The following is a 22,684-nucleotide window of genomic DNA, read 5'->3' as shown; positions in this document are numbered from 1 at the left end:
GGCCGGTTGTGCTCGAGCATGGGTGGTGACGACGAAGTGTCGGTCCGTGTGACACGCGAAGGTTGCTGCCGATGGTGTTCGCGTTGTGCGCGACAGCATGCTGTTTCTCGGCGATATTCTTTAAAGTGTTCGATGGGAGCTTTTATACGATGTCACGGTTCTCATGAGGACCATTACGGATCCAATGATCTTGAGATCGTTGTATCTCCTCCTATAATGGGTCTCATGGAAACCGTAAATCGAGATAAAGGTCCGGGTGAGAGCCATAAGGACGAGCGACCTCTGCCTGTCACCGTGCAGCGTACGCTCAAGAAACTGGGCAGCGACATCAATCGCGGCCGGCGTCGGCGCGGCTTGACGCAACAGGCACTGGCCGAGCGAGTCGGTGCGGGGCTCAGCACGATCAAGCGTCTGGAGGCCGGCGATCCGCGCATGCAACTGCATGTGCTCGCGCGCGTGCTCCAGGTGTTCGGTGAACTCGACCGGCTGAGCGATCTCCTCGACAGCGCACAGGACGACGTCGGGCTTGCGCTGATGGACGAGCAACTGCCGCGGCGGATTCGCACGCGCAAGAAAACCACCCACGCATTTTGAGTAGCGAATGAACGGCAAAGCGATCAAACCGGATATCAGCGAGGCGCTGGACCTGCATATCGGCACGGCTGGGTTGCCTGTCGGGCAGGTGCTGTACGTGAGTCAGGGGCGGCGTGAGTTGTCCCAGTTCGTCTACGACGAGACCTGGCTGACGCATCCCGATCGCTTCGAGATTTCTCCCGACCTGCCGCTGCAACCCGGCTATCACACCCGTCGCGCGCCGCGTGCCGTGGATTCGGTTTTTCACTTCGCGCTCGCCGATACGGAGCCCGATGCATGGGGCCGGCGCGTCATCGATCGCGCGCACGCGAAGCTGCGCCGTACCCAGCCCGACCTGAGGCCACTCAACGAGCTGGATTATCTGTGTGCGGTGGACGACTTCAGCCGGGTCGGTGCGCTGCGCCTCTGTCGTGCGGGCCAGTACCTGCGGACCGAAGAGGGTGGTCGCCGGACCACTCCGCCGTTCATCGAGCTCGAGCGGATCGCCGATGCCACTCGCGCGCTCGAGGCGGGCACCGACACGACCGCCGATCTGCGTTACCTGCAGGGCAAGGGTACGTCGCTGGGCGGCATGCGCCCGAAATGCACGGTACTGGACGAGCATGGCAGGTTGGCGATCGGCAAGTTTCCGAGTATCGGCGACACCATCAGCGTGACGCGGGCCGAAGTGCTCGCGCTGCGTCTCGCGCGCGCGGCCGGGATCGACGCGGCGGGGGCGCGATGCGTGAAGGTAGGCGGCACGCCAGTCGCGCTCATCGAGCGGTTCGACCGAACCGACGACGGTCTTCGCATTCCGTATCTGTCTGCCGCATCGATGCTTCAGGCATCCCGTCATGAAGAGCATGCCTATACCGAGATCGTGGACGTCATGCAGCAGCGCGGCGCGCGTCCGCTCGACGACGTCCGCCAGCTCTGGCGGCGCCTGGTGTTCAACCTGCTCATCACGAACACCGACGACCATCTGCAGAATCTCGGTTTTCTGTACGACGGCGACGGGCGCTGGAGGCTCGCACCCGCGTTCGACGTGAATCCGATGCCCGGCAAGCTGCGTGAATCGAAAACGTGGCTTACCGAGGATGCCGGTCCTATCGATTCGATCGACATGCTGCTCGAAACATGCGGCTATTTCGCATTGACGCGCGAGCAGGCGCTTGCCGTGACGGGCGAGGTGTTCGATGGGATTCAGGGCTGGCGGCGCGTTGGCCAGTCGGCCGATATCGGCATGACGGCCCGCGAGCTCGACGATCTCGAGGATGCGTTCGAACACGCTCAGACGGAGCGGGCGCGCGCGCTTCTCGGCAGACCGCTGCGCCGCATCGCACACGAAGGCTGACCGATTCACGCCCATCAAGGCCGCGCATGACTCAAGTCGGGCATGTTCTCAATGAAACGTGCCACCCGCGCCCCCGCACCGCAACCGCCACCCGACCGGACGCGCAATCCGGTCGAGCGTGGAAAGCAAAGCTGAAACGGCATCGATAGCTTCGCAGGATAAGTTCGCTCCCGCCGCGCGCAAAGCTCCTATAGTCGGCTCTCCCGCAGCAATGCCCGCATTCCGAAGGAGAGCCGCATGTCCCGTTTCAGCTTCATCCGCCGCGCCGTCGTCGCGCTGACCGCCCTGGCCGCGTTCGGCGCGGCACACGCCGAATCGCGCGAAGTCGTGATCGCGTACCAGGACATGGTCGTGCCGTGGCGCTACGCGCAGGCGAGCGGTGAAGTCGAAAAGGCAACCGGCTACAAGGTGACGTTCCGCAAGCTCGACAGCGGCGCCGACGTGATCCGCGCGCTCGCGTCGGGCTCCGTGCAGCTTGGCGAAGCCGGTTCGAGCCCGATCGCGGCCGGCCTGTCGCAGGGGCTCGACATCTCGCTGTTCTGGGTGCTCGACAACATCAACGATGCCGAGGCGCTCGTCGCGCGCAACGGCTCGGGCGTCACCAGCATCGCGGCGTTGAAGGGCAAGAAGATCGGTGTGCCGTTCGTGTCGACGTCGCATTTCCATACGCTCGTCGCGCTGCAGGCCGCGGGCGTCAATCCGAACGACGTGAAGATCGTCAACCTGCGTCCGCCGGAAGTCGCGGCCGCCTGGGCGCGCGGCGATATCGACGCGACTTATATCTGGGATCCCGTGCTCGCGAAGGTCAAGCAATCGGGCACCGTGCTGACGACGTCGGGCCAGGTTGCGAAAGAAAGTGGCAAGGCGACCTTCGACGGCTTCGTCGTGAGCCGCAAGTTCGCGCGCGACAACCCCGAGTTCGTCACGCGCTTCGTGAAGGTGCTCGCGGCCGCCGATGCCGACTACCGCGCGCATGCGGCTGCGTGGAAGGTCGGCTCGCCGCAGGTCGCGGCGGTGGCGAAGGTGTCGGGCGCGAACGCGCAGGACGTGCCGGCCAGCCTCGCGCTCTATGCGTTCCCGACGGCGGCCGAGCAGGCGTCGCCGACGTGGCTCGGCGGCGGTGCGCAATCGGGCGCCGCGAAGTCGCTCGCGGCCACCGCCACGTTCCTGAAATCGCAGGGCACGATCCAGACGGTGCTGTCCGACTATTCGGCCGGCGTCGATCCGCAGTTCGTGCAGAAGGCCGCGCGCTGAGCGCGGCGACCCATCGCGGAGCCATCGACCATGAGCACGCTGGAAGTCCGTCAGGTATCGGTTGCCTATCCGGGCGAGCGCGGACGGCCGACGACGCAGGCGCTCGCGCGCGTCGACCTGCGCATCGACGCCGGTGAATTCGTCGTCGCGCTCGGCGCGTCCGGGTGCGGAAAGACGACGCTGCTGAACTGCATGGCCGGGTTCGTCGCGCCAACGACCGGCGACGTGCGCGTCGACGGCGTGCCGGTCACGGGCCCCGGTGCCGATCGCGGCGTCGTGTTCCAGAAATACGCGCTGCTGCCGTGGCTCGACGTGCTCGACAACGTCGCGCTCGGGCTGCGCTTTGCGCGCGTGTCGAAGGCCGAACGCGAAGCGCGGGCGCGCGAGATGCTCGCGCTCGTCGGGCTCGACGGCCATGCGCATGCGCGCGTGTACGAACTGTCGGGCGGGATGCAGCAGCGGGTCGGCATCGCACGCGCGCTCGCGAGCGATCCGCGCGTGCTGCTGATGGACGAGCCGATGGGCGCGCTCGACGCGATGACGCGCGGCACGATGCAGGCGCTCGTGCTCGACGTGTGGGCGCGCACCGGCAAGACGGTGTTCTTCATCACGCACGATGTCGAGGAGGCGCTGTTCCTCGCGACGCGTCTCGTCGTGATGACGCCGGGCCCCGGCCGGATCGCGGAAACCTTCGAACTGCCGTTCGCGCGTCGTTACGTCGAATCGCGCGATGCGCGCGCGGTGAAGTCGTCGCCGGATTTCATCGCGTGGCGCGAGCGGCTGATCGCGTACCTGCATCGCGACGAGGCGGTCGCGGAGCCCGCGTGATGCGCGAGCTCGCGCGGCAAGGCGTGGCCGTCGGGCGCGGCCGGAACAGCACTTTGACCAGGCAGGACAACATGAGCACGCAGGATTCGTGGGCGGCCGATCGCGCGGCCACAGGTTTCGAGCAGGACGAGCGCACGACGCGGCGTCCTGCGGCGGCGCGCGCCGCGCGCGCGTCGCACCGGTACCGGTTGCCGGGGCAGGGGAAGACCGCCTGGCTGAGCGCGGCGACGGTCGCGGCGCTGGCCGCGCTGTGGTGGGTCGCGACGCATCGTCAGTGGCTGCCGCCGCTGTTCCTGCCGACACCGGAAGCCGTATGGACGGCATTCGTCGACGCATGGCACGGCCGCATCCAGGGCGGCCTGCCGCTGTCCGAGCATCTGCTGTGGAGTGCCGCGCGCGTGTTCGGTGCGTTCCTGTTCGCGACCGCGCTCGGCGTGCCGGCCGGCATCCTGATGGGCGTGAGCCGCATCGCGCGCGGCGTGCTCGATCCGCTGCTGGAGTTCTACCGGCCGTTGCCGCCGCTCGCGTATCTGCCGCTCGTCGTGATCTGGTTCGGCATCGACGAAACGGCGAAGCTCGTCGTGATCTTCCTCGCGTGCTTCGCGCCGATCGCGATGGCCGCGCGCGCCGGCGTGCGTGCGGCGACGGTCGAGCAGATCAACGCCGCGTATTCGCTCGGCGGCAGCTTCGCGCAGATCGTGCGCCACGTGGTGCTGCCGGCCGCGCTGCCGGAGATTCTCACCGGGCTGCGGATCGCGATCGGGTTCGGCTGGACGACGCTCGTCGCGGCCGAGATGGTTGCCGCGACGGCCGGGCTCGGGCAGATGGTGCTGAACGCATCGAGCTTCCTGCGCACGGATATCGTCGTGATGGGCATCCTGATCATCGGCGCGATCGCGTGGCTGTTCGACCTCGCGATGCGATGGGTCGAGCGGCGGATCGTGCCGTGGAAGGGGAGAGGCTGACGCGGCGCAGATTACGCGGGCGACGCACACACGCCGCCCCGGCCTGCCGCGCTCATTCGCCCATCACGATCCCTTCGCGGCGCGGATCCGCGCCGCCGAACCACACCGTCTGCCCCTGCACGTTCAGCCGCTGGATGCCCTGCAGCCCCGAGTTCATCTCGACGACCTGCACGTCATGCCCGCGGCCCTTGAGCCCGTCGGCGAGCGCGTCCGACACGCGGCCGCGCTCGAGCTGCGTCGGCCCGTTCATCGACCCGAAGTTCGGCAGCGCGATCGCCTGCTGCATCGTCATGCCCCAGTCGAGCACGCCGACCAGCGCTTTCGCGACGTGATTGATGATCGCGGGGCCGCCGGCCGAGCCGACGATCATCGTCACCTGCTTCGTCTTCTTGTCGAACACGAGTTCCGGCGACATCGCCGAGCGCGGCCGCTTGCCGGGCTGCACGCGGTTCGCGACCGGCCGGCCGTTGTCGTTCGCCACGAACGAGAAGTCGGTGAGCTGGTTGTTCAGCATGAAGCCGCGCACCATCAGCCGCGAGCCGAATGCATCCTCGACGCTGGTCGTCATCGACAGCGCCTGCCCGTAGCGGTCGACGATCGCGATGTCGGACGTCGACGGCAACTCGGGGCTGCGGTCGTCGGCCATCGCGAGCGTCGCGCCCTGCGGCGTGCCGGCCTGCGCGACGCCCATGCTGTTGTCGCCGATCAGGCGCGCGCGCTGCGCGAGATAGGTCCTGTCGGTGAGGCTCGCCCAGTTGCCGCCCGGCAGCGGCACGAAATCGGGATCGGCGACGTAACGCGCGCGGTCCGCATACGCGAGGCGTCCGGCTTCGCTGAACAGGTGCGCGGCGAACGGCGTCGGCTCGTAGCCGACGTCGTTGCGCACCGGCTTCTGCGCGCCGATCTGCTGCCAGTCGGGCATCGCCTCGAGGATGCCGAGCATCTGCGCGATCGCGAGGCCGCCCGACGACGGCGGCGGCATCCCGCAGACGACCGAGCGCCGATAGTCGGCGCATAGCGGCGTGCGCACCTTCGCCTTGTAGCGCGCGAGATCCTGCAGCGACAGCAGGCCCGGATTGGTCGGGTGCTTGCGCACCTTCGTGACGATGTCGCGCGCGATCGCGCCGGTGTAAAACGTGTTCGCGCCGCGGTCGGCGACCTGGCGCAGCACGGTCGCGAGCGCCGGGTTCTTCAGCACCGTGCCGGCCGCCTTCGGCGTGCCGTCCGGGTTGTAGAAGTACGCGCGCGCGGCCGGGTCGTTCTTCAGGTACCTGTCGTTCGCGATCAGCATCGCGAGTCGCGGGCTGATCGTGAAGCCGTGCTCGGCGAGCCGGATCGCCGGCTGGAACAGCCGGCGCCACGGCAGCTTGCCGTGCGCGCGGTGCGCGGCGTCGAGCATGCGCAGCACGCCCGGCGCGCCGACCGAACGCCCGCCGACGACGCCTTCGTAGAAGCCCATCGGCTGGCCGGTCGGGCCGTAGAACAGGCGATCGGTCGCGGCGGCCGGCGCGGTTTCGCGGCCGTCGTACGCTTGCGTCGCCTTGCCGTCGAAGTACAGCATGAACGCGCCGCCGCCAATCCCCGACGATTGCGGCTCGACGAGCGCGAGCACCATCTGCGTCGCGATCGCGGCGTCGATCGCGGTGCCGCCGGCTTTCAGCATGTCGTAGCCGGCCTGCGTCGCGAGCGGGTTCGCGGCCGCGATCATGAAGTGCTGCGAGGTCCAGCCCGGCTTGTCGGTCCAGCCGGACGACTGCTCGGGCGCGTGGACGCCGGGCAGCGGGACGGCGGCGCCCGACGCGGCGGCAACCGGGACGACGGCGCCCGACGGCGTGGACGGGGACGTGCAGCCGGCGTTGAACGCGACGAGCGCGACGGCGGCGAGCAGCGTCCAGGGACGCGAGTGCGGACGAATCCGGTCGAACATTGAACCCTCGGCAGCAGTGAATTCGATGGCGGCGGCGGTGCCGGCGCAACGGGGCTGCCCGCGCAGGCTGCGCGCCGTGCGCGCCCCGGCGCGCTATTGTCGCCGCGTGGCCGGCGGATTGTCACCCGACAGGAAACCCTGACGCATCCCGCCGGGCCCGCCCCGGCCGGTCTTTCCGGCCTGTTCGAGGATGAACTCTATGAACGTCGACGTCGCGCGCGTGTGGTGCCGGTTCGGCATGTAGAGCATGTACATGTGCGTGCCGAAGATGCTGAGCCGGTACGCGTCGAGCGACGTGACGACGGCGCCGCGCCGCATGTCGTCCTGCACCACGTAGTCGGGCACGATGCCGACGCCGATCCCCGCGAGGATCGCCTGGCGCAGGAACAGGAAGTTCTCCGAAATCAGCGTCGGCTCGAGCAGCACCTCGTGCCGCTCGTCGCCGAGATACGCGGCGATCCTGAGCTGACGGCCCATCACCGTTGCGGTGACGACCGGCGCGGCCGCGAGCGCGCCGAGGCTCGACGGCATCCCGTGCGCGGCCGCGAACGCGGCCGACGCGCAGGCAACGTAGCGCACCGCGCCCATGTCGCGCGCGACGAGGTTCTGCGGCGGTTCGGGCATCACGCGCACCGCGATGTCGATCTCGTCGCGCATCAGGTCTTCCACGCGGTTCTCGAACACGACGTCGAGCACGATGCCCGGGTGCAGCCGCTTGAACGCGAGCAGCCATTCGGACATCACCATCTGCCCGTAGCCGCTCGGCACCGACAGCCGCACGCGGCCCTGCAGGTCCTGGCCGAGCGTCGTCACCGATTCCTCCGCGGCGAGCAACTCGTTGCGGATGCGCCGGCCGTGCTCGTACAGCTTCAGCCCGATCTCGGTCGGCTCGATGCGCCGCGTCGTGCGCCGCACGAGCTGCTGGCCGATCGAGCGCTCGAGCTGGTTCAGCCGGTAGCTGACGTTCGCGCGGCTCATCTTGAGCCGCTGCGCGGCCTTGCTGAGATTGCCGGCGTCGAGGATCTCGACGAGCAGCGTCAGCGCGTTCAGGTCCATGCGTGTGCTCCTGATCCGTCCCGTTTAACGGTCGGAAAGCATTCAGTGTCAAATCAGACTTGACAGCTTGTAAAGGCGTGCGGGAATTGTCAATGAATCTCGATCAATCGAGAATCGGGACATGCTTGGTGCACACACCACAGGAGACACCATGAATTCCTCCGCATCTCCCGCCACACCGCAGGCCGGCACCGTCACGCGCGAGCGGCGCGACAAGGTGCTCGTCGTCACGATCGACCACCCGCCCGTCAACGCGCTGTCCGCCGACGTGCGGCGCGGCCTCGCCGACGCGCTCGACGCCGCGCAGGCCGACGACGCGATTCGCGCGGTGCTGATCGTCGGCGCCGGCCGCAACTTCATCGCGGGCGCCGACATCCGCGAATTCGGCAAGCCACCCGTGCCGCCGTCGCTGCCCGACGTGTGCGAGCGGATCGAATCGGGCACGAAGCCGGTCGTGGTCGCGCTGCACGGCGCGACGCTCGGCGGCGGCCTCGAAGTCGCGCTGGCCGCGCATTACCGGCTCGCGGTGCCCGGCGCGAAGCTCGGGCTGCCCGAAGTCACGCTCGGCCTGCTGCCCGGCGCGGGCGGCACGCAGCGTGCGCCGCGCCTGATCGGCGCGAAGGCCGCGCTCGACCTGATGCTGACGGGCCGCCACGCGAGCGCCGACGAAGCGCTCACGCTTGGTCTCGTCGACCGCGTCGCGCACAGCGACGACACGCTCGCCGAAGGCCTCGCCTATACGCAGGAACTCCTGTCGCTCGGCGCGCCGGTGCGCCGCACGCGCGATGCGCAGGGGCTCGCCGATCGCGCGGCCGCGCAGGCCGCGATCGACGCGGCGCGCGCGGAGCTGCCGAAGAAATCGCGTGGGCTGTTCTCGCCGGCGAAGATCGTCGACGCGGTCGAGGCCGCGCTCACGCAGTCGTTCGACGCGGGGATGAAGTTCGAGCGCAGCCTGTTCCTGCAGTGCATCGACAGCCCGCAGCGCGCGGGCCTCGTGCATGCGTTCTTCGCGGAGCGCGAAGCGGCGAAGGCGCCCGAGGCGCGGCGGGCGAGCGCACGGCCGGTCGAGCGGATCGGCGTGGTCGGCGGCGGCACGATGGGCGCGGGCATCGCGGTCGCGGCGCTCGACGCCGGATTGCCGGTGACGATGATCGAACGCGACGAAGCGTCGCTCGCGCGCGGCCGTGCGCACGTCGAGAAGGTGTACGACGGCCTCGTCGCGAAAGGGCGGATGACGCCGGCCGCGCACGCGGCGCGGCTCGCGCGCTTCAAGGGCAGCACGTCGTACGACGCGCTCGCGCAGGCCGACGTCGTGATCGAGGCCGTATTCGAGGACATGGCCGTGAAGCAGGCCGTGTTCGCCGAGCTCGCGCGCGTCTGCAAGCCGGGCGCGGTGCTCGCGACCAACACGTCGTATCTCGACATCGACGCGCTGGCCGCGAGCATCGACCGGCCGACCGACGTGATCGGCCTGCATTTCTTCTCGCCGGCCAACGTGATGAAGCTGCTCGAGATCGTCGTGCCGGCGCGTGTGAGTGCCGACGTCGTCGCGACCGCGTTCGCGCTCGCGAAGCAGTTGAAGAAGACGCCGGTGCGCGCGGGCGTGTGCGACGGCTTCATCGGCAACCGGATCCTCGCCGTCTATCGCACGGCGGCCGACTACCTGATGGAAGACGGCGCGTCGCCGTACCAGATCGATCGCGCGGTGCGCGCATTCGGCTTCCCGATGGGGCCGTTCCAGGTCGTCGACCTCGCGGGCGGCGACATCGGCTGGGCGACTCGCAAGCGCCGCGCAGCAACGCGCGACCCGCATGCGCGCTACGTGGAGATTTCCGACCGGCTGTGCGAGCGCGGCTGGTTCGGGCAGAAGACGTCGCGCGGCTACTACCTGTATCCGGACGGCGTGCGCGTCGGTACGCCGGACCCTGAAGTCGACGCGATCGTCGCGGCAGAGCGCGCGAAGAAGGGCATCACGCCGCGCACGTTCAGCGACGACGAAATCCTGCGTCGTTACCTCGCCGCGATGATCAACGAAGGCGCGAACGTCGTGCACGAGAAGATCGCGCTGCGTCCGCTCGATGTCGACGCGGTGTTCCTGTACGGCTATGGCTTCCCGCGCTATCGCGGCGGTCCGATGCACTACGCGGACACGCTCGGCCTCGCGAACGTGCTCGCCGATATCCGCGCGTTCGCGAAGGAGGATCCGCTGTTCTGGAAGCCTTCGCCGCTCCTCGTCGACCTCGTCGCGCGCGGCGCGGATTTCGCGAGCCTGAACCGCGTCGACTGAACGCCAACCGCATTCGCAACGGATCGAAGATGGACCTCAATTTCACTCCCGAAGAGGAAGCGTTCCGCACGGAAGTGCAGCGCTTCCTGCAAGCCGAACTGCCCGAGCGCATCGCGCGCAAGGTGAAGGGCGGCCTGCATCTCACGCGCGACGACATGCGCGAATGGCACGCGATCCTCAACGCAAGCGGCTGGCTCGCGAGCCACTGGCCGCGCGAATACGGCGGCCCCGGCTGGAGCGTCGCGCAGAAGTTCCTGTTCGACAACGAATGCGCGCTCGCCGGTGCGCCGCGCATCGTGCCGTTCGGCGTGAACATGCTCGGCCCCGTGCTGATCAAGTACGGCAACGAAGCGCAAAAGCGCCACTGGCTGCCGCGCATCCTCGACGGCACCGACTGGTGGTGCCAGGGCTACTCGGAGCCGGGCGCCGGTTCCGATCTCGCGGCGGTGAAGACGAGCGCGGTGCGCGGGATCGACGCGCAGGGCGAGCACTACATCGTGAACGGCCAGAAGACGTGGACCACGCTCGGCCACTACGCGAACATGATCTTCTGCCTCGTGCGCACCGCGACCGACGTGCGCAAGCAGGAAGGCATCAGCTTCCTGCTGATCGACATGAACACGCCGGGCGTCGACGTGCGCCCGATCATCACGCTCGACGGCGAGCACGAGGTGAACGAGGTGTTCTTCACCGACGTGCGCGTGCCGGCGGACAACCTCGTCGGCGAAGAGAACCGCGGCTGGACCTACGCGAAATTCCTGCTCACGTACGAGCGCACCAACATCGCCGGGATCGGCTTCTCGACGGCCGCGCTCGACCGGCTGCGCGCGGTCGCCGCGAAGGTGACGAAGAACGGCAGGCCGCTCGCGGACGATCCGTTCTTCGCGGCGCGCGTCGCGCGCGTCGAGATCGAGCTCGAGAACATGCGCACGACCAACCTGCGCGTGCTGGCCGCGGTCGCGGGCGGCGGCGCGCCGGGCGCGGAAAGCTCGATGCTGAAGATTCGCGGCACGCAGATCCGCCAGGAGATCACGTCGCTGATGCGGCGCGCGATGGGGCCGTATGCGCAGCCGTTCGTCGACGCAGCGCTCGATGCGGACTACGCCGGCGAACCGGTCGGCCCGGACGACGCCGCGAGCGCCGCGCAGCAGTACTTCAACAACCGGAAGCTGTCGATCTTCGGCGGCTCGAACGAGATCCAGAAGAACATCATCGCGAAGATGATGCTCGGGCTGTAACGAGGGACGCGACGATGGATTTCCAGCACACAGAAGACCGCCGGATGCTGGCGGACACGTTGAACCGCTTCATCGCCGAACAGTACGCGTTTCCGGTGCGCGATCGCATCGCGCAGTCGGCCGAAGGCTTCGACCGCACGATGTGGCAGCGCCTTGCCGAGCTCGGCACGGTCGGCGCGCTGTTTCCCGAAACCGACGGCGGCTTCGGCGGCGCGGGTTTCGACATCGCCGTGGTGTTCGAATGCCTCGGCCGCGGGCTCGTCGTCGAGCCGTTCCTCGGCGCGCTGCTGGCCGGCCGAGCGCTGTCGCTGGCCGGCGGCGACGCGCATCGCGACAAGCTCGCGGCGCTGATCGACGGCAGCGCGAGCGCCGCGTTTGCGCACGACGAGCCGGGCTCGCACTACGAGCTGACGACCGTGCGCACACGCGCCGAACGCTCGGGCGACGGCTGGGTGCTGACGGGCGCGAAGGGCGTCGTCGACCAGGCCGCGCAGGCGGCGTTCTTCGTCGTCAGCGCGCGCGTGTCGGGCCGCGACGACGATGCGGCCGGCATCGGCCTGTTCGTCGTGCCGGCCGACGCGCCGGGCGTGTCGCTGCGCGACTACCGGAAGATCGACGGCGGCCGCGCGGCGGAGGTGCGCTTCGAGCGCGTCGCGCTGCCGGCCGATGCCGCGCTCGGCGATCACGACGGCGAAGCGGGCGCGGCGCTGCTCGAACGCGTGCTCGGCTACGGGTTGCTCGCGCTGTCGGCGGAAGCGCTCGGCGCGATGGACGTCGCGAAGGAGCACACGCTCGAATACCTGCGCACGCGCAAGCAGTTCGGCATGCCGATCGGGAGTTTCCAGGCGCTGCAGCACCGGATGGCCGACCTGCTGCTCGAAGTCGAGCAGGCGCGCTCGGCCGTGATCAACGCGGCCGCGCAGCTCGATGCGCCGCGCGTGACGCGCGAACGCGCGCTCGCGGCAGCCAAGGTCAGCATCGGCCGGATCGGCACGCTCGTCGCCGAAGAGAGCATTCAGTTGCACGGCGGGATCGGAATGACGTGGGAGCTGCCGCTGTCGCATTACGCGAAACGTCTCGTGATGATCGATCACCAGCTCGGCGACGAGGATCACCATCTCGCGCGCTACATCGCGCTGTCGAAACAGTAAAAAAACGCATAACGCGAATGGAGGAGACAAGGATGACGAACGAACCGCGCGCGTTGCCGCTGGCCGGCGTGAAGGTGCTCGATTTCTCGCGCGTGCTCGCGGGCCCGTGGTGCGCGATGGTGCTCGCCGATTTCGGCGCGGAAGTGATCAAGGTCGAGCATCCGGCGCGCGGCGACGATACGCGCGACTGGGGGCTGCGGATCGGCGACACCGAGACCACGTATTTCAACAGCGTGAACCGCAGCAAGCGGTCGATCTGCGTCGACCTGCAGACGGAGGCCGGGCAGCGCGTCGCGCGCGAACTGGCTGCGCAGGCCGACGTGGTGATCCACAACTTCAAGTTCGGCGGCGCGGAAAAGCTCGGCCTCGGCTACGACGCGCTGGCCGAGCTGAATCCGCGCCTCGTGCACTGCGCGATCTCGGGCTACGATCGTTCGGGCGCCGAGGCCGCGCGGCCGGGTTACGACCTCGTCGTGCAGGGCGAGGCCGGGCTGATGGCGCTGAACGGCGAGGCCGACCAGCCGCCGCTGAAGTTCGGCGTCGCAGCGGTCGACCTGTTCACCGGCATGTATTCGGCGCAGGCGATCCTCGCCGCGCTGTACGAGCGCCATGCGACCGGGCGCGGGCGGTGCATCGAGATGGCGCTGTTCGACTGCGGGCTGATGATCACCGCGTACTACGGGCTCGACGCGCTGCTGATGGGCGAGGACCCGCCGCGCTACGGCAACGCGCATCCGTCGATCGTGCCGTACGGCGTGTTCGACGCGGCCGACGGCCCGCTCGTGATCACGGTCGGCAACAACACGCAGTTCGCGCGCTTCTGCGATGCGATCGAACGGCCCGACCTCGCGGCCGACGCGCGTTACAAGACCAACCTCGGCCGCTCGGAAAACCGCGCGGACCTGTTGCCCGAGATTCGCCGCGAACTCGCGCGCCGGTCGCGCGCGACGCTGCTCGCGGCGCTCGCCGACGCGGGCATTCCGTGCGGCGAAGTGCTCGGCTTGCACGAAGCGCTGACGTCCGAGCGCGCGACCCGCGCCGGGCTCGTCACGCGGCAGCCGCATCCGGTCGCGGGCGAGGTCGACTTGCTGGCACCGCCGTACCGCTTCGACGGCGCACGGCTGCCGGTGCGCGGCGCGCCGCCGGTGCTGGGCGCGGATACGGAGGCGGTGCTCGGCGGCTGGCTCGGGATGTCGGCTGATGAAGTCGCGCGGCTGCGTGCGGATCGCATCGTGTAACGCGTTTATTTGCCGCCGCGGCGCGGGCGGATCGGTTGACGCGCCGGCCATCCACAAGACACTTCTCGCGACATGACGAGAAGACATTGGAGACACCATGGAGCTTTCCGTCATCGAATCGGTCACGGCGCGCCGCGACTACCAGCAGCTCGTGCGTGCGCGGCGCCGCTTCAGCTTCGTGCTGACGGCGCTGATGATCGCCACCTACTACGGCTTCATCCTGTTCGTCGCGCTTGCGCCGCACGTGCTCGCGACGCCGCTGTACCGCGGCGCGACGACGACGGTCGGGATCGCCGCGGGCGTCGCGATCATCCTGGTCGCGATCGGCCTGACCGCGTGCTACGTGCTGCGCGCGAACCGCGTGTTCGACCGCCGGGTCGACGCGATTCTGCAGCGCTCGTGATGGAGGCCGACATGCGACGCACATCGATCGCGCTCGGCGCGCTTGCTTCTCTCGTTTCCTCCGCCGCCCATGCGGTATCCGTCGCGGGCCCGATGCCCGACAAGGTCGAGCTGAACCCGGTCGCGATCGGGATGTTCTTCGCGTTCGTGTTCGCGACGCTCGCGCTCACGCGCTGGGCCGCGCGCCGCACCCGCTCGACGCGCGATTTCTACACGGCCGGCGGCGGCATCACCGGGCTGCAGAACGGCCTCGCGATCGCGGGCGACTACATGTCGGCCGCGTCGTTCCTCGGGCTATCCGGGATGGTGTTCATGTTCGGCTTCGACGGGCTCATCTATTCGATCGGCTTTCTGGTCGGCTGGCCGTTCGTGATGTTCCTGATCGCCGAGCCGCTGCGCAACCTCGGCAAGTTCACGTTCGTCGACGTTGTCGCGTACCGCTTCGCGCAGCGGCCGATCCGGCTGATGACTTCCGCGAACGCACTGACGATCGTCGTGCTGTACCTCGTCGTGCAGATGGTCGGCGCGGGCAAGCTGATCCAGCTGCTGTTCGGGCTGTCGTACGGCACGGCCGAGCTGATCGTCGGCGTGCTGATGGTGGTCTACGTGTTTTTCGGCGGGATGACCGCGACGACCTGGGTGCAGGTGATCAAGGCCGTGCTGCTGCTGTGCGGGGCGACGCTGCTCGCGTTGCTCGCGCTCGGCGAATTCGGCTTCAGTGTCGACGAGATGTTCCGCCGCGCGGTGGCCGTGCACCCGGGCGCGCTCGGCATCATGGGGCCCGGCAAGCTGATCCGTGATCCGGCCAACGCGCTGTCGCTCGGGATCGCGCTGATGTTCGGCACGGCCGGCTTCCCGCATATCCTGATGCGCTTCTTCACGGTGCCGAACGCGAAGGAGGCGCGCAAGTCGGTGCTCTATGCGACCGGCTTCATCGGCTACTTCTACCTGTTGACCTTCGTGATCGGCTTCTCGGCGATCGTGCTGCTCGCGCAGCATCCGGAATTCTTCCGGCTCGCCGCGAACGGCACGTTCAACCTGACGCACGACCTGCTCGGCGGCTCGAACATGGTCGCGGTGAAGCTGGCGCAGGCGGTCGGCGGGAACTGGTTCTACGGCTTCATCGCGGCCGTTACGTTCGCGACGATCCTCGCGGTGGTCGCGGGCCTGACGCTCGCCGGCGCGACGACGATCTCGCACGACCTGTACGCGCAGATGTGGGCACGCGGCAAGCCGGACGAGCGCCTTGAAATGCGCATCTCGCGCGCGGCGACGATCGTGCTGTCGGCCGTCGCGATCGGGCTGTCGATCCTGTTCGAGCACGTGAACGTCGCGTTCATGGTGGGGCTCGTCGCGGCTGTGGCCGCGAGCGCGAATTTCCCGGTGCTCGCGATGTCGATTTTCTGGCGCGGGATGACGACGCGCGGCGCGGTGCTCGGCGGCGGCCTCGGCCTCGTGTCGGCGGTGGCGCTCACGGTGCTGTCGAAGTCGGTGTGGGTCGACGTGCTGCACCACGCGCACGCGCCGGTGTTCCTCGACAACCCGGCGCTCGTGTCGGTGCCGCTCGCGTTCATCGGGATCATCGTCGGCTCGCTCGCGGATCGCGGCGAGCGCGCGCGCCGCGAGCGTGCCGCGTTCGAGCAGCAGGAGTTCTACGCGCAGACGGGCCTGCTGGCCGGCAAGGCCGTGCAGCACTGATTCGTCGGATGAATGCGCGTATCCGTCCGGATCGCCGGACGGATATTTTCCGGAAATCCGGAATCCCGGATTTCCTTGCCTGCCGCATTGTGAGAAATACAATGAAAACAACGGCTTGAGGGGTTTCGGGAACCTGGCATCGACCTTGCAATATAAAACGCATGGCCGCCCACCGGCCTGACTATTAAACAAGGAGACAATCGATGACCGCTGCCTTCCTCCCCCTCCGGACGTCTTGAGGCATCGCTTGTTGCGGCACGGCAGCCGCGCGGGCGAATGACTCCCCTGGCATTCGCCCGCGCGCGTGACGCCGTTTCCACCGGCTCATCTACTTCAGCAGGAACCATCGTGAAGAAGAAACCCTTCTACAAAGTCCTCTACGTGCAGGTGATCTTCGCCATCATCGTCGGCGTGATCCTCGGCCACTACTACCCGGCGCTCGCCACCGACATGAAGCCGCTCGGCGACGGTTTCATCAAGCTGATCAAGATGGTGATCGGTCCGATCATCTTCTGTACGGTCGTCACCGGCATCGCCGGCATGGAGGACATGAAGAAGGTGGGCCGCGTCGGCGGCAAGGCGTTGCTGTACTTCGAGATCGTGTCGACCTTCGCGCTGCTGCTCGGCCTCGCGGCCACGCACATCCTGCGTCCGGGCGTCGGCTTCAACATCGATCCGGCGACGCTCGACGGCAAGGCCGTCGCGTCGTACGCGGCGAAGGCGCACGGGCAGTCGACGGTCGACTTCCTGATGCACATCATCCCGAACACGATGGTCGATGCGTTTGCGCAGGGTGAAATCCTGCAGATCCTGCTGATCGCGCTGCTGTTCGGCAGCGTGCTCGCGCACCTCGGCGAGCGCGGCAAGGTCGTCACCGACTTCATCGACGGGCTCACCCGCGTGCTGTTCGGCATCGTGCACATCGTCACGAAGCTGGCGCCGATCGGCGCGTTCGGCGCGATGGCGTTCACGATCGGCAAGTACGGCGTCGGTTCGCTGGTGCCGCTGCTCAAGCTGATCGGCACGTTCTACCTGACGTCGGTCGTGTTCGTGCTCGTCGTGCTCGGCACGATCGCGCGCTTCACGGGCTTCTCGATCATCCGCTTCGTGTCCTACATCAAGGAAGAGCTGCTGATCGTGCTCGGTACGAGCTCGTCGGAAGCCGCGCTGCCGCAGCTGATGGAAAAGCTCGAGAAGGCCGGCTGCTCGCGTTCGGTCGTGGGCCTCGTCGTGCCGACCGGTTATTCGTTCAACCTCGACGGCACCAACATCTACATGACGATGGCCGTGCTGTTCATCGCGCAGGCGACCAACATCGAACTGACGTGGATGCAGCAGCTCACGCTGCTGGCGGTCGCGATGCTGACGTCGAAGGGCGCGAGCGGCGTCACGGGTGCGGGCTTCATCACGCTCGCCGCGACGCTGGCCGTGGTGCCGACGATCCCGCTGTCGGGCATGGTGCTGATCCTCGGTATCGACCGCTTCATGAGCGAATGCCGCGCGCTGACCAACATCGTCGGCAATGGCGTCGCGACGGTGGTCGTGTCCGCATGGGAGAAGGAGCTCGACCGCAACAAGCTGCGCCAGGCGCTGAAGGGCGGCGGCGAAGTCGCGGCGACCGAGACGGCCGGCGTCTGACATCATGAAGGAGCAGGCGGCGGCACCGCCCGCCGGCGGCGCGGCACGCGGCGGCAATCCGGAGGCCTATGACACAATAGGCGATCCGCATCGCCAGGAAGCCTCGACCGTGACGTGCCGCCTGCTCATCCTCGTCGTGCTTGCCGCCGCGCTCGCCGCGGCATGCACGCTGACGTGGACCATCACCTGGCGGCGCGGCGTCGCCGAACTGCAGCGTAACGCTGCCGTGCGCGTCGACCGCACCACCAGCGCGCTCAAGAGCACGCTCGACCGCTACGAGTCGCTGCCTTATCTGCTCGGCAGCCATCCGTACGTGCAGGACCTGCTCGCCGAGCCGAAGCGCGCCGACTACAGTGCGCGCGTCAACCGCTATCTCGAAGATCTCAACGAACACGCGCACGCGACCGTCACCTACGTGATCGGCGCGGACGGCCTGTGCGTCGCCGCCAGCAACTGGCGCGCGCCCGACAGCTTCGTCGGGATCGAATACCGCTTCCGCCCGTATTTCCTCGACGCGATGCACGGCCAGGTCGGCCGCTTCTTCGGGATCGGCACGATCTCGCGCGATCCCGGCTACTACATCTCGCAGCCCGTGTGGCGCGACGGCAAGATCGCGGGCGTCGTCGTCGTGAAGCTCAACCTCGAATGGTTCCAGGGCGCCGACGCGTCCGAGCCGCTCGTCGTCGCGGACGATCACGGCGTCGTGTTCCTGTCGTCGGTGCCCGCGTGGAAGTACCACACGCTGCGTCCGTTGACGGGGCCCGTCGCCGCGTCGATCTACGAGACGCGCCAGTACGCGCAGCAACCGGTCACGCCGCTGCCGCTGCGCATCGAGCAGACACTCGGCGCCGATGCGGAGATCGTGCGGCTCGGTGCGGGCCTGCGCGCGCCGCGCTTCCTGGCCAGCAAGCGCCGGATCGGCGAGCCCGACTGGCTGCTCGTCACGCTCGCGCCGGTCGCGCCCGTCGACGCCGATGCGCGCAACGCGACGATCGTCACGGGCTTCGGCTTCGTGTCGGTCGCGCTGTTCGCGTTCTACTGGCGGATGCGCCGTGCGCGCGTGCGCGAAATGATCCGCGGCCGTGCGCTGCTGCAACAGGCCTATGCGGAGCTGAACCGGCGCGTCGAGGAGCGCACGGTCGACCTGTCGGAAGCGAACGAGCAATTGCAGAAGGAGGTTGGCGACCGGATTCGCGCGGAGCAGGAACTGCGCGCCGCGCACGACGAACTGATCCAGGCGAGCAAGCTCGCCGCGCTCGGCCAGATGGCGGCCGGCATCACGCACGAACTGAACCAGCCGCTCGCGGCGCTGCGCAGCTTCTCGGACAACACACGCGTGCTGCTCGATCGCGGCGAGCAGGCGGCTGCGCGCGAGAACCTCGAGGCGATCGCCGCGCTCACCGAGCGGATGGGCAAGATCACGAACCAGCTGAAGCTGTTCGTCGGCCGCGCGAAGCCGCGCAACGAACGGGCGCTCGTCGTGCGTGCGCTGCGCAGCGTGCTGTCGCTGCTCGGCGATCGCCTGCGCGGCGTCGCGCTCACGCTGACGTTGCAGGACACGATCGTGTCGCCCGCACACGACGCGCCGCTCGATCTGGCTTGCGACTATCCCGAACTCGTCGCGCGTTGCGAGGATCTGCGGCTCGAACAGGTGCTGATCAACCTGCTCGGCAACGCGCTCGACGCGGTCGCGGGCGTCGCCGCGCCCGCCATCGAGGTGACGATCGCGGTGTCGGCCGCGACGCTCGCGATCGAGGTGCGCGACAACGGGTCCGGCATCGCGCCCGACCTGCTGCCGCGCCTGTTCGAGCCGTTCTTTACGACCAAGGAAATGGGGCGCGGGCTCGGGCTCGGTCTCGCGATCTCGTCGTCGATCGCGAGCGACGCGGGCGGCGCGCTGACCGCGCGCAACGCGCCGTCGGGCGGCGCGCAGTTCGTCTTGACGCTGCGGCGCGCACGCACGCATCATCCGGACTCCGTGTCCGAGCCGGCGGGCTCGCATTGAGCACACGTCAGTCGCAGGCCCGGTCGGCGAACGACCGGCATCAACGCCGCCGCGCGCGCGACAGCGCCGCGCGGCCCGTCAGGAGCAAGTGAGTACGATGGCCAACCGGCTGCAAGTGATCTATATCGAAGACGATGCGCTCGTTCGCCGGGCGAGCGTGCAAAGCCTTCAGCTGGCGGGCTTCGACGTCGCCGGCTTCGAGTCGGCCGAAGCGGCCGAGAAGGCGATTGTCGCGGACACCGCCGGCGCGATCGTCAGCGACATCCGGCTGCCCGGCGCCAGTGGCCTCGACGTGCTCGCGCAGTGCCGCGAGCGCGTGCCCGACGTGCCGGTGATCCTCGTCACCGGGCACGGCGACATCTCGATGGCCGTGCAGGCGATGCGCGACGGCGCCTACGACTTCATCGAAAAGCCGTTCGCGGCCGAGCGCCTGATCGAGACGGTGCGCCGCGCGCTCGAGCGGCGCGAGCTCGTGCTCGAGAACCATGCGCTGCGGCGCGAGCTGGCCGGGAAGGACGTCGTCGCGCCGCGCATCATCGGCCGCAGCCCCGCGATCGAGCAGGTGCGCAAGCTGATCGCGAACGTCGCGCCCACCGACGCGTCGGTGCTGATCAACGGCGATACGGGCGCCGGCAAGGAGCTGATTGCGCGCAGCCTGCACGAGCTGTCGCCGCGCCGCGACAAGCCGTTCATCGCGGTGAACTGCGGCGCGCTGCCCGAGCCGATGTTCGAGTCGGAAATGTTCGGCTACGAGCCCGGCGCGTTCACCGGCGCCGCGAAGCGGCGTGTCGGCAAGCTCGAATACGCGTCCGGCGGCACGCTGTTCCTCGACGAAATCGAAAGCATGCCGCTTGCGTTGCAGGTGAAGCTGCTGCGCGTGCTGCAGGACGGCGTGCTGGAGCGGCTCGGTTCGAACCAGCCGATCCGCGTGAACTGCCGCGTCGTCGCAGCCGCGAAGGGCGACATGAGCGAGCTCGTCGCGGCCGGCACGTTCCGGCGCGACCTGCTGTACCGGCTCAACGTCGTGACGATCGCATTGCCGCCGCTCGCCGAGCGCCGCGAGGACATCGTGCCGTTGTTCGAGCACTTCATGCTCGATGCAGCCGTGCGTTACGGGCGGCCGGCGCCCGTGCTGACCGACCGGCAGCGCGCGAGCCTGATGCAGCGCGACTGGCCCGGCAACGTGCGCGAGCTGCGCAACGCGGCCGACCGTTTCGTGCTCGGCGTGGCCGACATGCCGCAGGAAACGGGCGCGGGCGGCGACGAAACCGACAACGAGCAGACGCTGAAGGAGCGCATCGAGCAGTTCGAGCGCGCGGTGATCGCCGAGGCGCTGAACCAGACGGGCGGGGCGGTCGCCGCGACGGCCGACCGGCTGCATGTCGGCAAGGCGACGCTCTACGAGAAGATGAAGCGCTACGGGCTGTCGGCGAAAGGCGAAACCGAGCGCTGAAAAGCAAACGGACCGCGGAACCGGGCTGGCCGGTCGTGCGGTCCGTGGTCGGCGAAGGGCGCGCGGCCCTTCGATCCGGATCGGGCGGCGCTCAGGCCGCGTTGCTGTCGAGTGCCTTCTTGAGCAGCGCGTCGAGTTCCGCGAACTGCGGTGCGCCGACGTAGCGCTTCAGGATCTTGCCATTCTTGTCGACGACGAAGGTCGTCGGCGTGAGCTGCACGTTGCCGAACTGCTTCGCGACGCTGCCGTCGTCGAGCGCGACCTTGAACGGCAACTGGCGCGTCTGCGCGTAGTTCGCGACGTACATCGGCGGATCGTAGTTCATCGCGACCGCGACGAATTCCAGCCCCTGACCCTTGAAGCGGTTATAGGTATCGACCATCTGCGGCATTTCCTGCATGCAGGTCGCGCAGCTCGTCGCCCAGAAGTTCACGAGATAGACCTTGCCCTTCAGGTCGCCGGCGGTCGAGACCTTCTGGCCCGACAGCAGCGTGAACGTCGCATCCGGCACGCTGGACTTGCCGTTGAACGCGAAGAAGCCGGCTACGGCGATGGCCGCGACGATTGCGGCCGCGACGATGTAGCGGACGGGGCCGGTGCTGCGGCGGGCGGGAGGCGTGGTGTTCATCTTCGGTGCTCTCGGAGTCGGTCGATGACGCGGATCAATGCAAAGGACGTCGAAATTCGTCGCTCATTTTAACGCGAATGCGGCGCGCGCACCGGCGGCGGCCGCACATCCCGGTTTTCACGTTCGGCGGATAATGCCCGTTTTTCCTGCCCGATCCACGCCATGCCGAAGGAAGTCATCGATTCGTTGCGCCCCCTTTTTCGTCCTCTGCGACACTTCGCCGCGCTCGCCTGCGCGAGCGTCGCGCTGGCCGCGTGCTCGCCGTCGTACGACTGGCGCACGCTGCACAACGACGCCGGCTACACGATCGACCTGCCGGCGAAGCCGACCGTCGAGGAGCAGCCGGTAGCGATCGGCGGCGCGTCGATGCCGATGCGGATGCAGGCCGCGCACGTCGATGGCGCGGTGTTCGCGGTCGGCACGTTGACGCTGCCCGACGACCGCGACGACACGCGCCGCGCGGCGCTCGACTTCCTGCGCGCCGGGCTGTCCCGCAACCTCGAAGGCGCGCCGCAGACGGCTTCGGTGCCGGTGCCGCTCGCGGCCGGCGGCGCGGTGAACGGGCTCGAGCTGCGCATCGCGGGCGCGGCCGCCGGCGGCGATCGCGCGCGCAAGACGATCGTCGCGCGGCTCGCCGCGCGCGGCCGGCGGCGCGGTGAACGGGCTCGAGCTGCGCATCGCGGGCGCGGCCGCCGGCGGCGATCGCGCGCGCAAGACGATCGTCGCGCGGCTCGCCGCGCGCGGCCGGCACGCGTACCAGGCGGTCGTGATCGCCGACGGGCCGCTTGCGCAGGAGCAGCTCGACCAGTTTTTCGGCTCGTTCAAACTCGACTGACGATGGCCGGCGAGGGCGCTCAGACTCTGTGTCGCAACTGAAAGTTCATTCGCAGCTTTCGACGCTAATCGCCGGATTTTGCGGGGGTTTTTCGACTATCCACAGCGCATGTGGATAACTTTGTTGAAAAGTCGGCCGGATTTCCCGCTAAGCC

Annotated in this window: 17 protein-coding genes and 1 pseudogene; 15 read left to right on the top strand and 3 right to left on the bottom strand. The window is 68.5% G+C overall.

The genetic code is table 11. The annotated features are described in order from the left end of the window. Window positions 1–225: 225 nt before the first annotated feature. From ACTRWB_RS23855 to ACTRWB_RS23835, 5 genes are all read left to right on the top strand, one after another. On the top strand, window positions 226–594 hold the full coding sequence (locus tag ACTRWB_RS23855; protein ID WP_193099188.1) for a helix-turn-helix domain-containing protein: 369 nt from the start codon (window positions 226–228) through the stop codon (window positions 592–594). A gap of 7 nt (window positions 595–601) precedes the next feature. Next, entirely contained in the window at window positions 602–1,927 is a 1,326-nt protein-coding gene (locus tag ACTRWB_RS23850; RefSeq protein WP_446903356.1) for a type II toxin-antitoxin system HipA family toxin, read from the top strand. A gap of 237 nt (window positions 1,928–2,164) precedes the next feature. Beyond that, the gene (gene tauA, locus ACTRWB_RS23845; protein WP_446903355.1) at window positions 2,165–3,181 is read left to right on the top strand and encodes a taurine ABC transporter substrate-binding protein; all 1,017 of its coding nucleotides are present in this window, start codon (window positions 2,165–2,167) and stop codon (window positions 3,179–3,181) included. Between the two features lie 30 nt (window positions 3,182–3,211). After that, window positions 3,212–4,009, top strand: a complete 798-nt coding sequence (locus tag ACTRWB_RS23840) for a taurine ABC transporter ATP-binding protein (RefSeq protein ID WP_048247118.1) — start codon at window positions 3,212–3,214, stop codon at window positions 4,007–4,009. After that, entirely contained in the window at window positions 4,009–4,974 is a 966-nt protein-coding gene (locus ACTRWB_RS23835) for an ABC transporter permease subunit (RefSeq protein ID WP_446903488.1), read from the top strand. Before ACTRWB_RS23840 ends, ACTRWB_RS23835 begins: the two co-directional genes overlap by 1 nt. A 52-nt stretch (window positions 4,975–5,026) precedes the next feature. Here ACTRWB_RS23835 and ggt read toward each other — a convergent pair whose 3' ends face one another. Together ggt and ACTRWB_RS23825 are read right to left on the bottom strand one after the other, a co-directional pair. Continuing rightward, window positions 5,027–6,901, bottom strand: a complete 1,875-nt coding sequence (gene ggt, locus ACTRWB_RS23830; protein WP_446903354.1) for a gamma-glutamyltransferase — start codon at window positions 6,899–6,901, stop codon at window positions 5,027–5,029. A gap of 93 nt (window positions 6,902–6,994) precedes the next feature. Continuing rightward, window positions 6,995–7,957 (bottom strand): LysR family transcriptional regulator, encoded by a 963-nt coding sequence (locus tag ACTRWB_RS23825; protein WP_446903353.1) that lies wholly within the window; start codon window positions 7,955–7,957, stop codon window positions 6,995–6,997. Window positions 7,958–8,108: 151 nt separating this feature from the next. On the opposite strand from ACTRWB_RS23825, the gene ACTRWB_RS23820 reads away from it, so the two are divergent. From ACTRWB_RS23820 to ACTRWB_RS23780, 9 genes are all read left to right on the top strand, one after another. Further along, entirely contained in the window at window positions 8,109–10,244 is a 2,136-nt protein-coding gene (locus ACTRWB_RS23820) for a 3-hydroxyacyl-CoA dehydrogenase NAD-binding domain-containing protein (protein ID WP_446903352.1), read from the top strand. A 29-nt stretch (window positions 10,245–10,273) separates the two neighbouring features. Then, window positions 10,274–11,482, top strand: a complete 1,209-nt coding sequence (locus tag ACTRWB_RS23815) for an acyl-CoA dehydrogenase family protein (RefSeq protein WP_446903351.1) — start codon at window positions 10,274–10,276, stop codon at window positions 11,480–11,482. 14 nt (window positions 11,483–11,496) lie between these two features. Continuing rightward, window positions 11,497–12,633, top strand: a complete 1,137-nt coding sequence (locus ACTRWB_RS23810) for an acyl-CoA dehydrogenase family protein (protein ID WP_446903350.1) — start codon at window positions 11,497–11,499, stop codon at window positions 12,631–12,633. Between the two features lie 32 nt (window positions 12,634–12,665). Then, a complete protein-coding gene (locus ACTRWB_RS23805) occupies window positions 12,666–13,871 on the top strand; it encodes a CaiB/BaiF CoA transferase family protein (RefSeq protein WP_446903349.1) in 1,206 nt (401 codons plus the stop codon). Between the two features lie 97 nt (window positions 13,872–13,968). After that, a complete protein-coding gene (locus tag ACTRWB_RS23800; protein WP_048247102.1) occupies window positions 13,969–14,274 on the top strand; it encodes a DUF485 domain-containing protein in 306 nt (101 codons plus the stop codon). 11 nt (window positions 14,275–14,285) lie between these two features. Then, a complete protein-coding gene (actP, locus tag ACTRWB_RS23795) occupies window positions 14,286–15,971 on the top strand; it encodes a cation/acetate symporter ActP (RefSeq protein WP_129513052.1) in 1,686 nt (561 codons plus the stop codon). 348 nt (window positions 15,972–16,319) lie between these two features. After that, on the top strand, window positions 16,320–17,609 hold the full coding sequence (locus ACTRWB_RS23790; RefSeq protein ID WP_446903348.1) for a dicarboxylate/amino acid:cation symporter: 1,290 nt from the start codon (window positions 16,320–16,322) through the stop codon (window positions 17,607–17,609). A gap of 4 nt (window positions 17,610–17,613) precedes the next feature. Then, the gene (locus ACTRWB_RS23785; RefSeq protein WP_446903347.1) at window positions 17,614–19,614 is read left to right on the top strand and encodes a sensor histidine kinase; all 2,001 of its coding nucleotides are present in this window, start codon (window positions 17,614–17,616) and stop codon (window positions 19,612–19,614) included. Between the two features lie 97 nt (window positions 19,615–19,711). Next, the gene (locus tag ACTRWB_RS23780) at window positions 19,712–21,067 is read left to right on the top strand and encodes a sigma-54-dependent transcriptional regulator (protein ID WP_129513049.1); all 1,356 of its coding nucleotides are present in this window, start codon (window positions 19,712–19,714) and stop codon (window positions 21,065–21,067) included. Window positions 21,068–21,158: 91 nt separating this feature from the next. Here the strand turns inward: ACTRWB_RS23780 and ACTRWB_RS23775 are convergent, their stop codons facing one another. Next, the gene (locus ACTRWB_RS23775) at window positions 21,159–21,695 is read right to left on the bottom strand and encodes a TlpA disulfide reductase family protein (protein WP_419685366.1); all 537 of its coding nucleotides are present in this window, start codon (window positions 21,693–21,695) and stop codon (window positions 21,159–21,161) included. A gap of 162 nt (window positions 21,696–21,857) precedes the next feature. On the opposite strand from ACTRWB_RS23775, the pseudogene ACTRWB_RS23770 reads away from it, so the two are divergent. Next, window positions 21,858–22,530: pseudogene (locus tag ACTRWB_RS23770) on the top strand (hypothetical protein). Window positions 22,531–22,684: the final 154 nt, after the last annotated feature.

It is taken from the genome of Burkholderia sp. YIM B11467 (assembly GCF_052952715.1).
Note: the sequence above shows the minus strand (reverse complement) of the source record. Positions and strands in the feature narration are given on the sequence as shown.

Excerpts from the sequence above, each read along its gene's own strand:
- ACTRWB_RS23810 (WP_446903350.1), top strand. The coding sequence starts at position 11,497 with ATGGATTTCCAGCACACAGAAGACCGCCGGATGCTGGCGGACACGTTG.
- ACTRWB_RS23780 (WP_129513049.1), top strand. The coding sequence starts at position 19,712 with ATGGCCAACCGGCTGCAAGTGATCTATATCGAAGACGATGCGCTCGTT.
- tauA (WP_446903355.1), top strand. The coding sequence starts at position 2,165 with ATGTCCCGTTTCAGCTTCATCCGCCGCGCCGTCGTCGCGCTGACCGCC.
- ggt (WP_446903354.1), bottom strand. The coding sequence starts at position 6,901 with ATGTTCGACCGGATTCGTCCGCACTCGCGTCCCTGGACGCTGCTCGCC.
- ACTRWB_RS23815 (WP_446903351.1), top strand. The coding sequence starts at position 10,274 with ATGGACCTCAATTTCACTCCCGAAGAGGAAGCGTTCCGCACGGAAGTG.
- actP (WP_129513052.1), top strand. The coding sequence starts at position 14,286 with ATGCGACGCACATCGATCGCGCTCGGCGCGCTTGCTTCTCTCGTTTCC.
- ACTRWB_RS23800 (WP_048247102.1), top strand. The coding sequence starts at position 13,969 with ATGGAGCTTTCCGTCATCGAATCGGTCACGGCGCGCCGCGACTACCAG.
- ACTRWB_RS23805 (WP_446903349.1), top strand. The coding sequence starts at position 12,666 with ATGACGAACGAACCGCGCGCGTTGCCGCTGGCCGGCGTGAAGGTGCTC.
- ACTRWB_RS23775 (WP_419685366.1), bottom strand. The coding sequence starts at position 21,695 with ATGAACACCACGCCTCCCGCCCGCCGCAGCACCGGCCCCGTCCGCTAC.
- ACTRWB_RS23850 (WP_446903356.1), top strand. The coding sequence starts at position 602 with ATGAACGGCAAAGCGATCAAACCGGATATCAGCGAGGCGCTGGACCTG.
- ACTRWB_RS23855 (WP_193099188.1), top strand. The coding sequence starts at position 226 with ATGGAAACCGTAAATCGAGATAAAGGTCCGGGTGAGAGCCATAAGGAC.
- ACTRWB_RS23785 (WP_446903347.1), top strand. The coding sequence starts at position 17,614 with ATGAAGGAGCAGGCGGCGGCACCGCCCGCCGGCGGCGCGGCACGCGGC.
- ACTRWB_RS23835 (WP_446903488.1), top strand. The coding sequence starts at position 4,009 with ATGCGCGAGCTCGCGCGGCAAGGCGTGGCCGTCGGGCGCGGCCGGAAC.
- ACTRWB_RS23820 (WP_446903352.1), top strand. The coding sequence starts at position 8,109 with ATGAATTCCTCCGCATCTCCCGCCACACCGCAGGCCGGCACCGTCACG.
- ACTRWB_RS23840 (WP_048247118.1), top strand. The coding sequence starts at position 3,212 with ATGAGCACGCTGGAAGTCCGTCAGGTATCGGTTGCCTATCCGGGCGAG.
- ACTRWB_RS23825 (WP_446903353.1), bottom strand. The coding sequence starts at position 7,957 with ATGGACCTGAACGCGCTGACGCTGCTCGTCGAGATCCTCGACGCCGGC.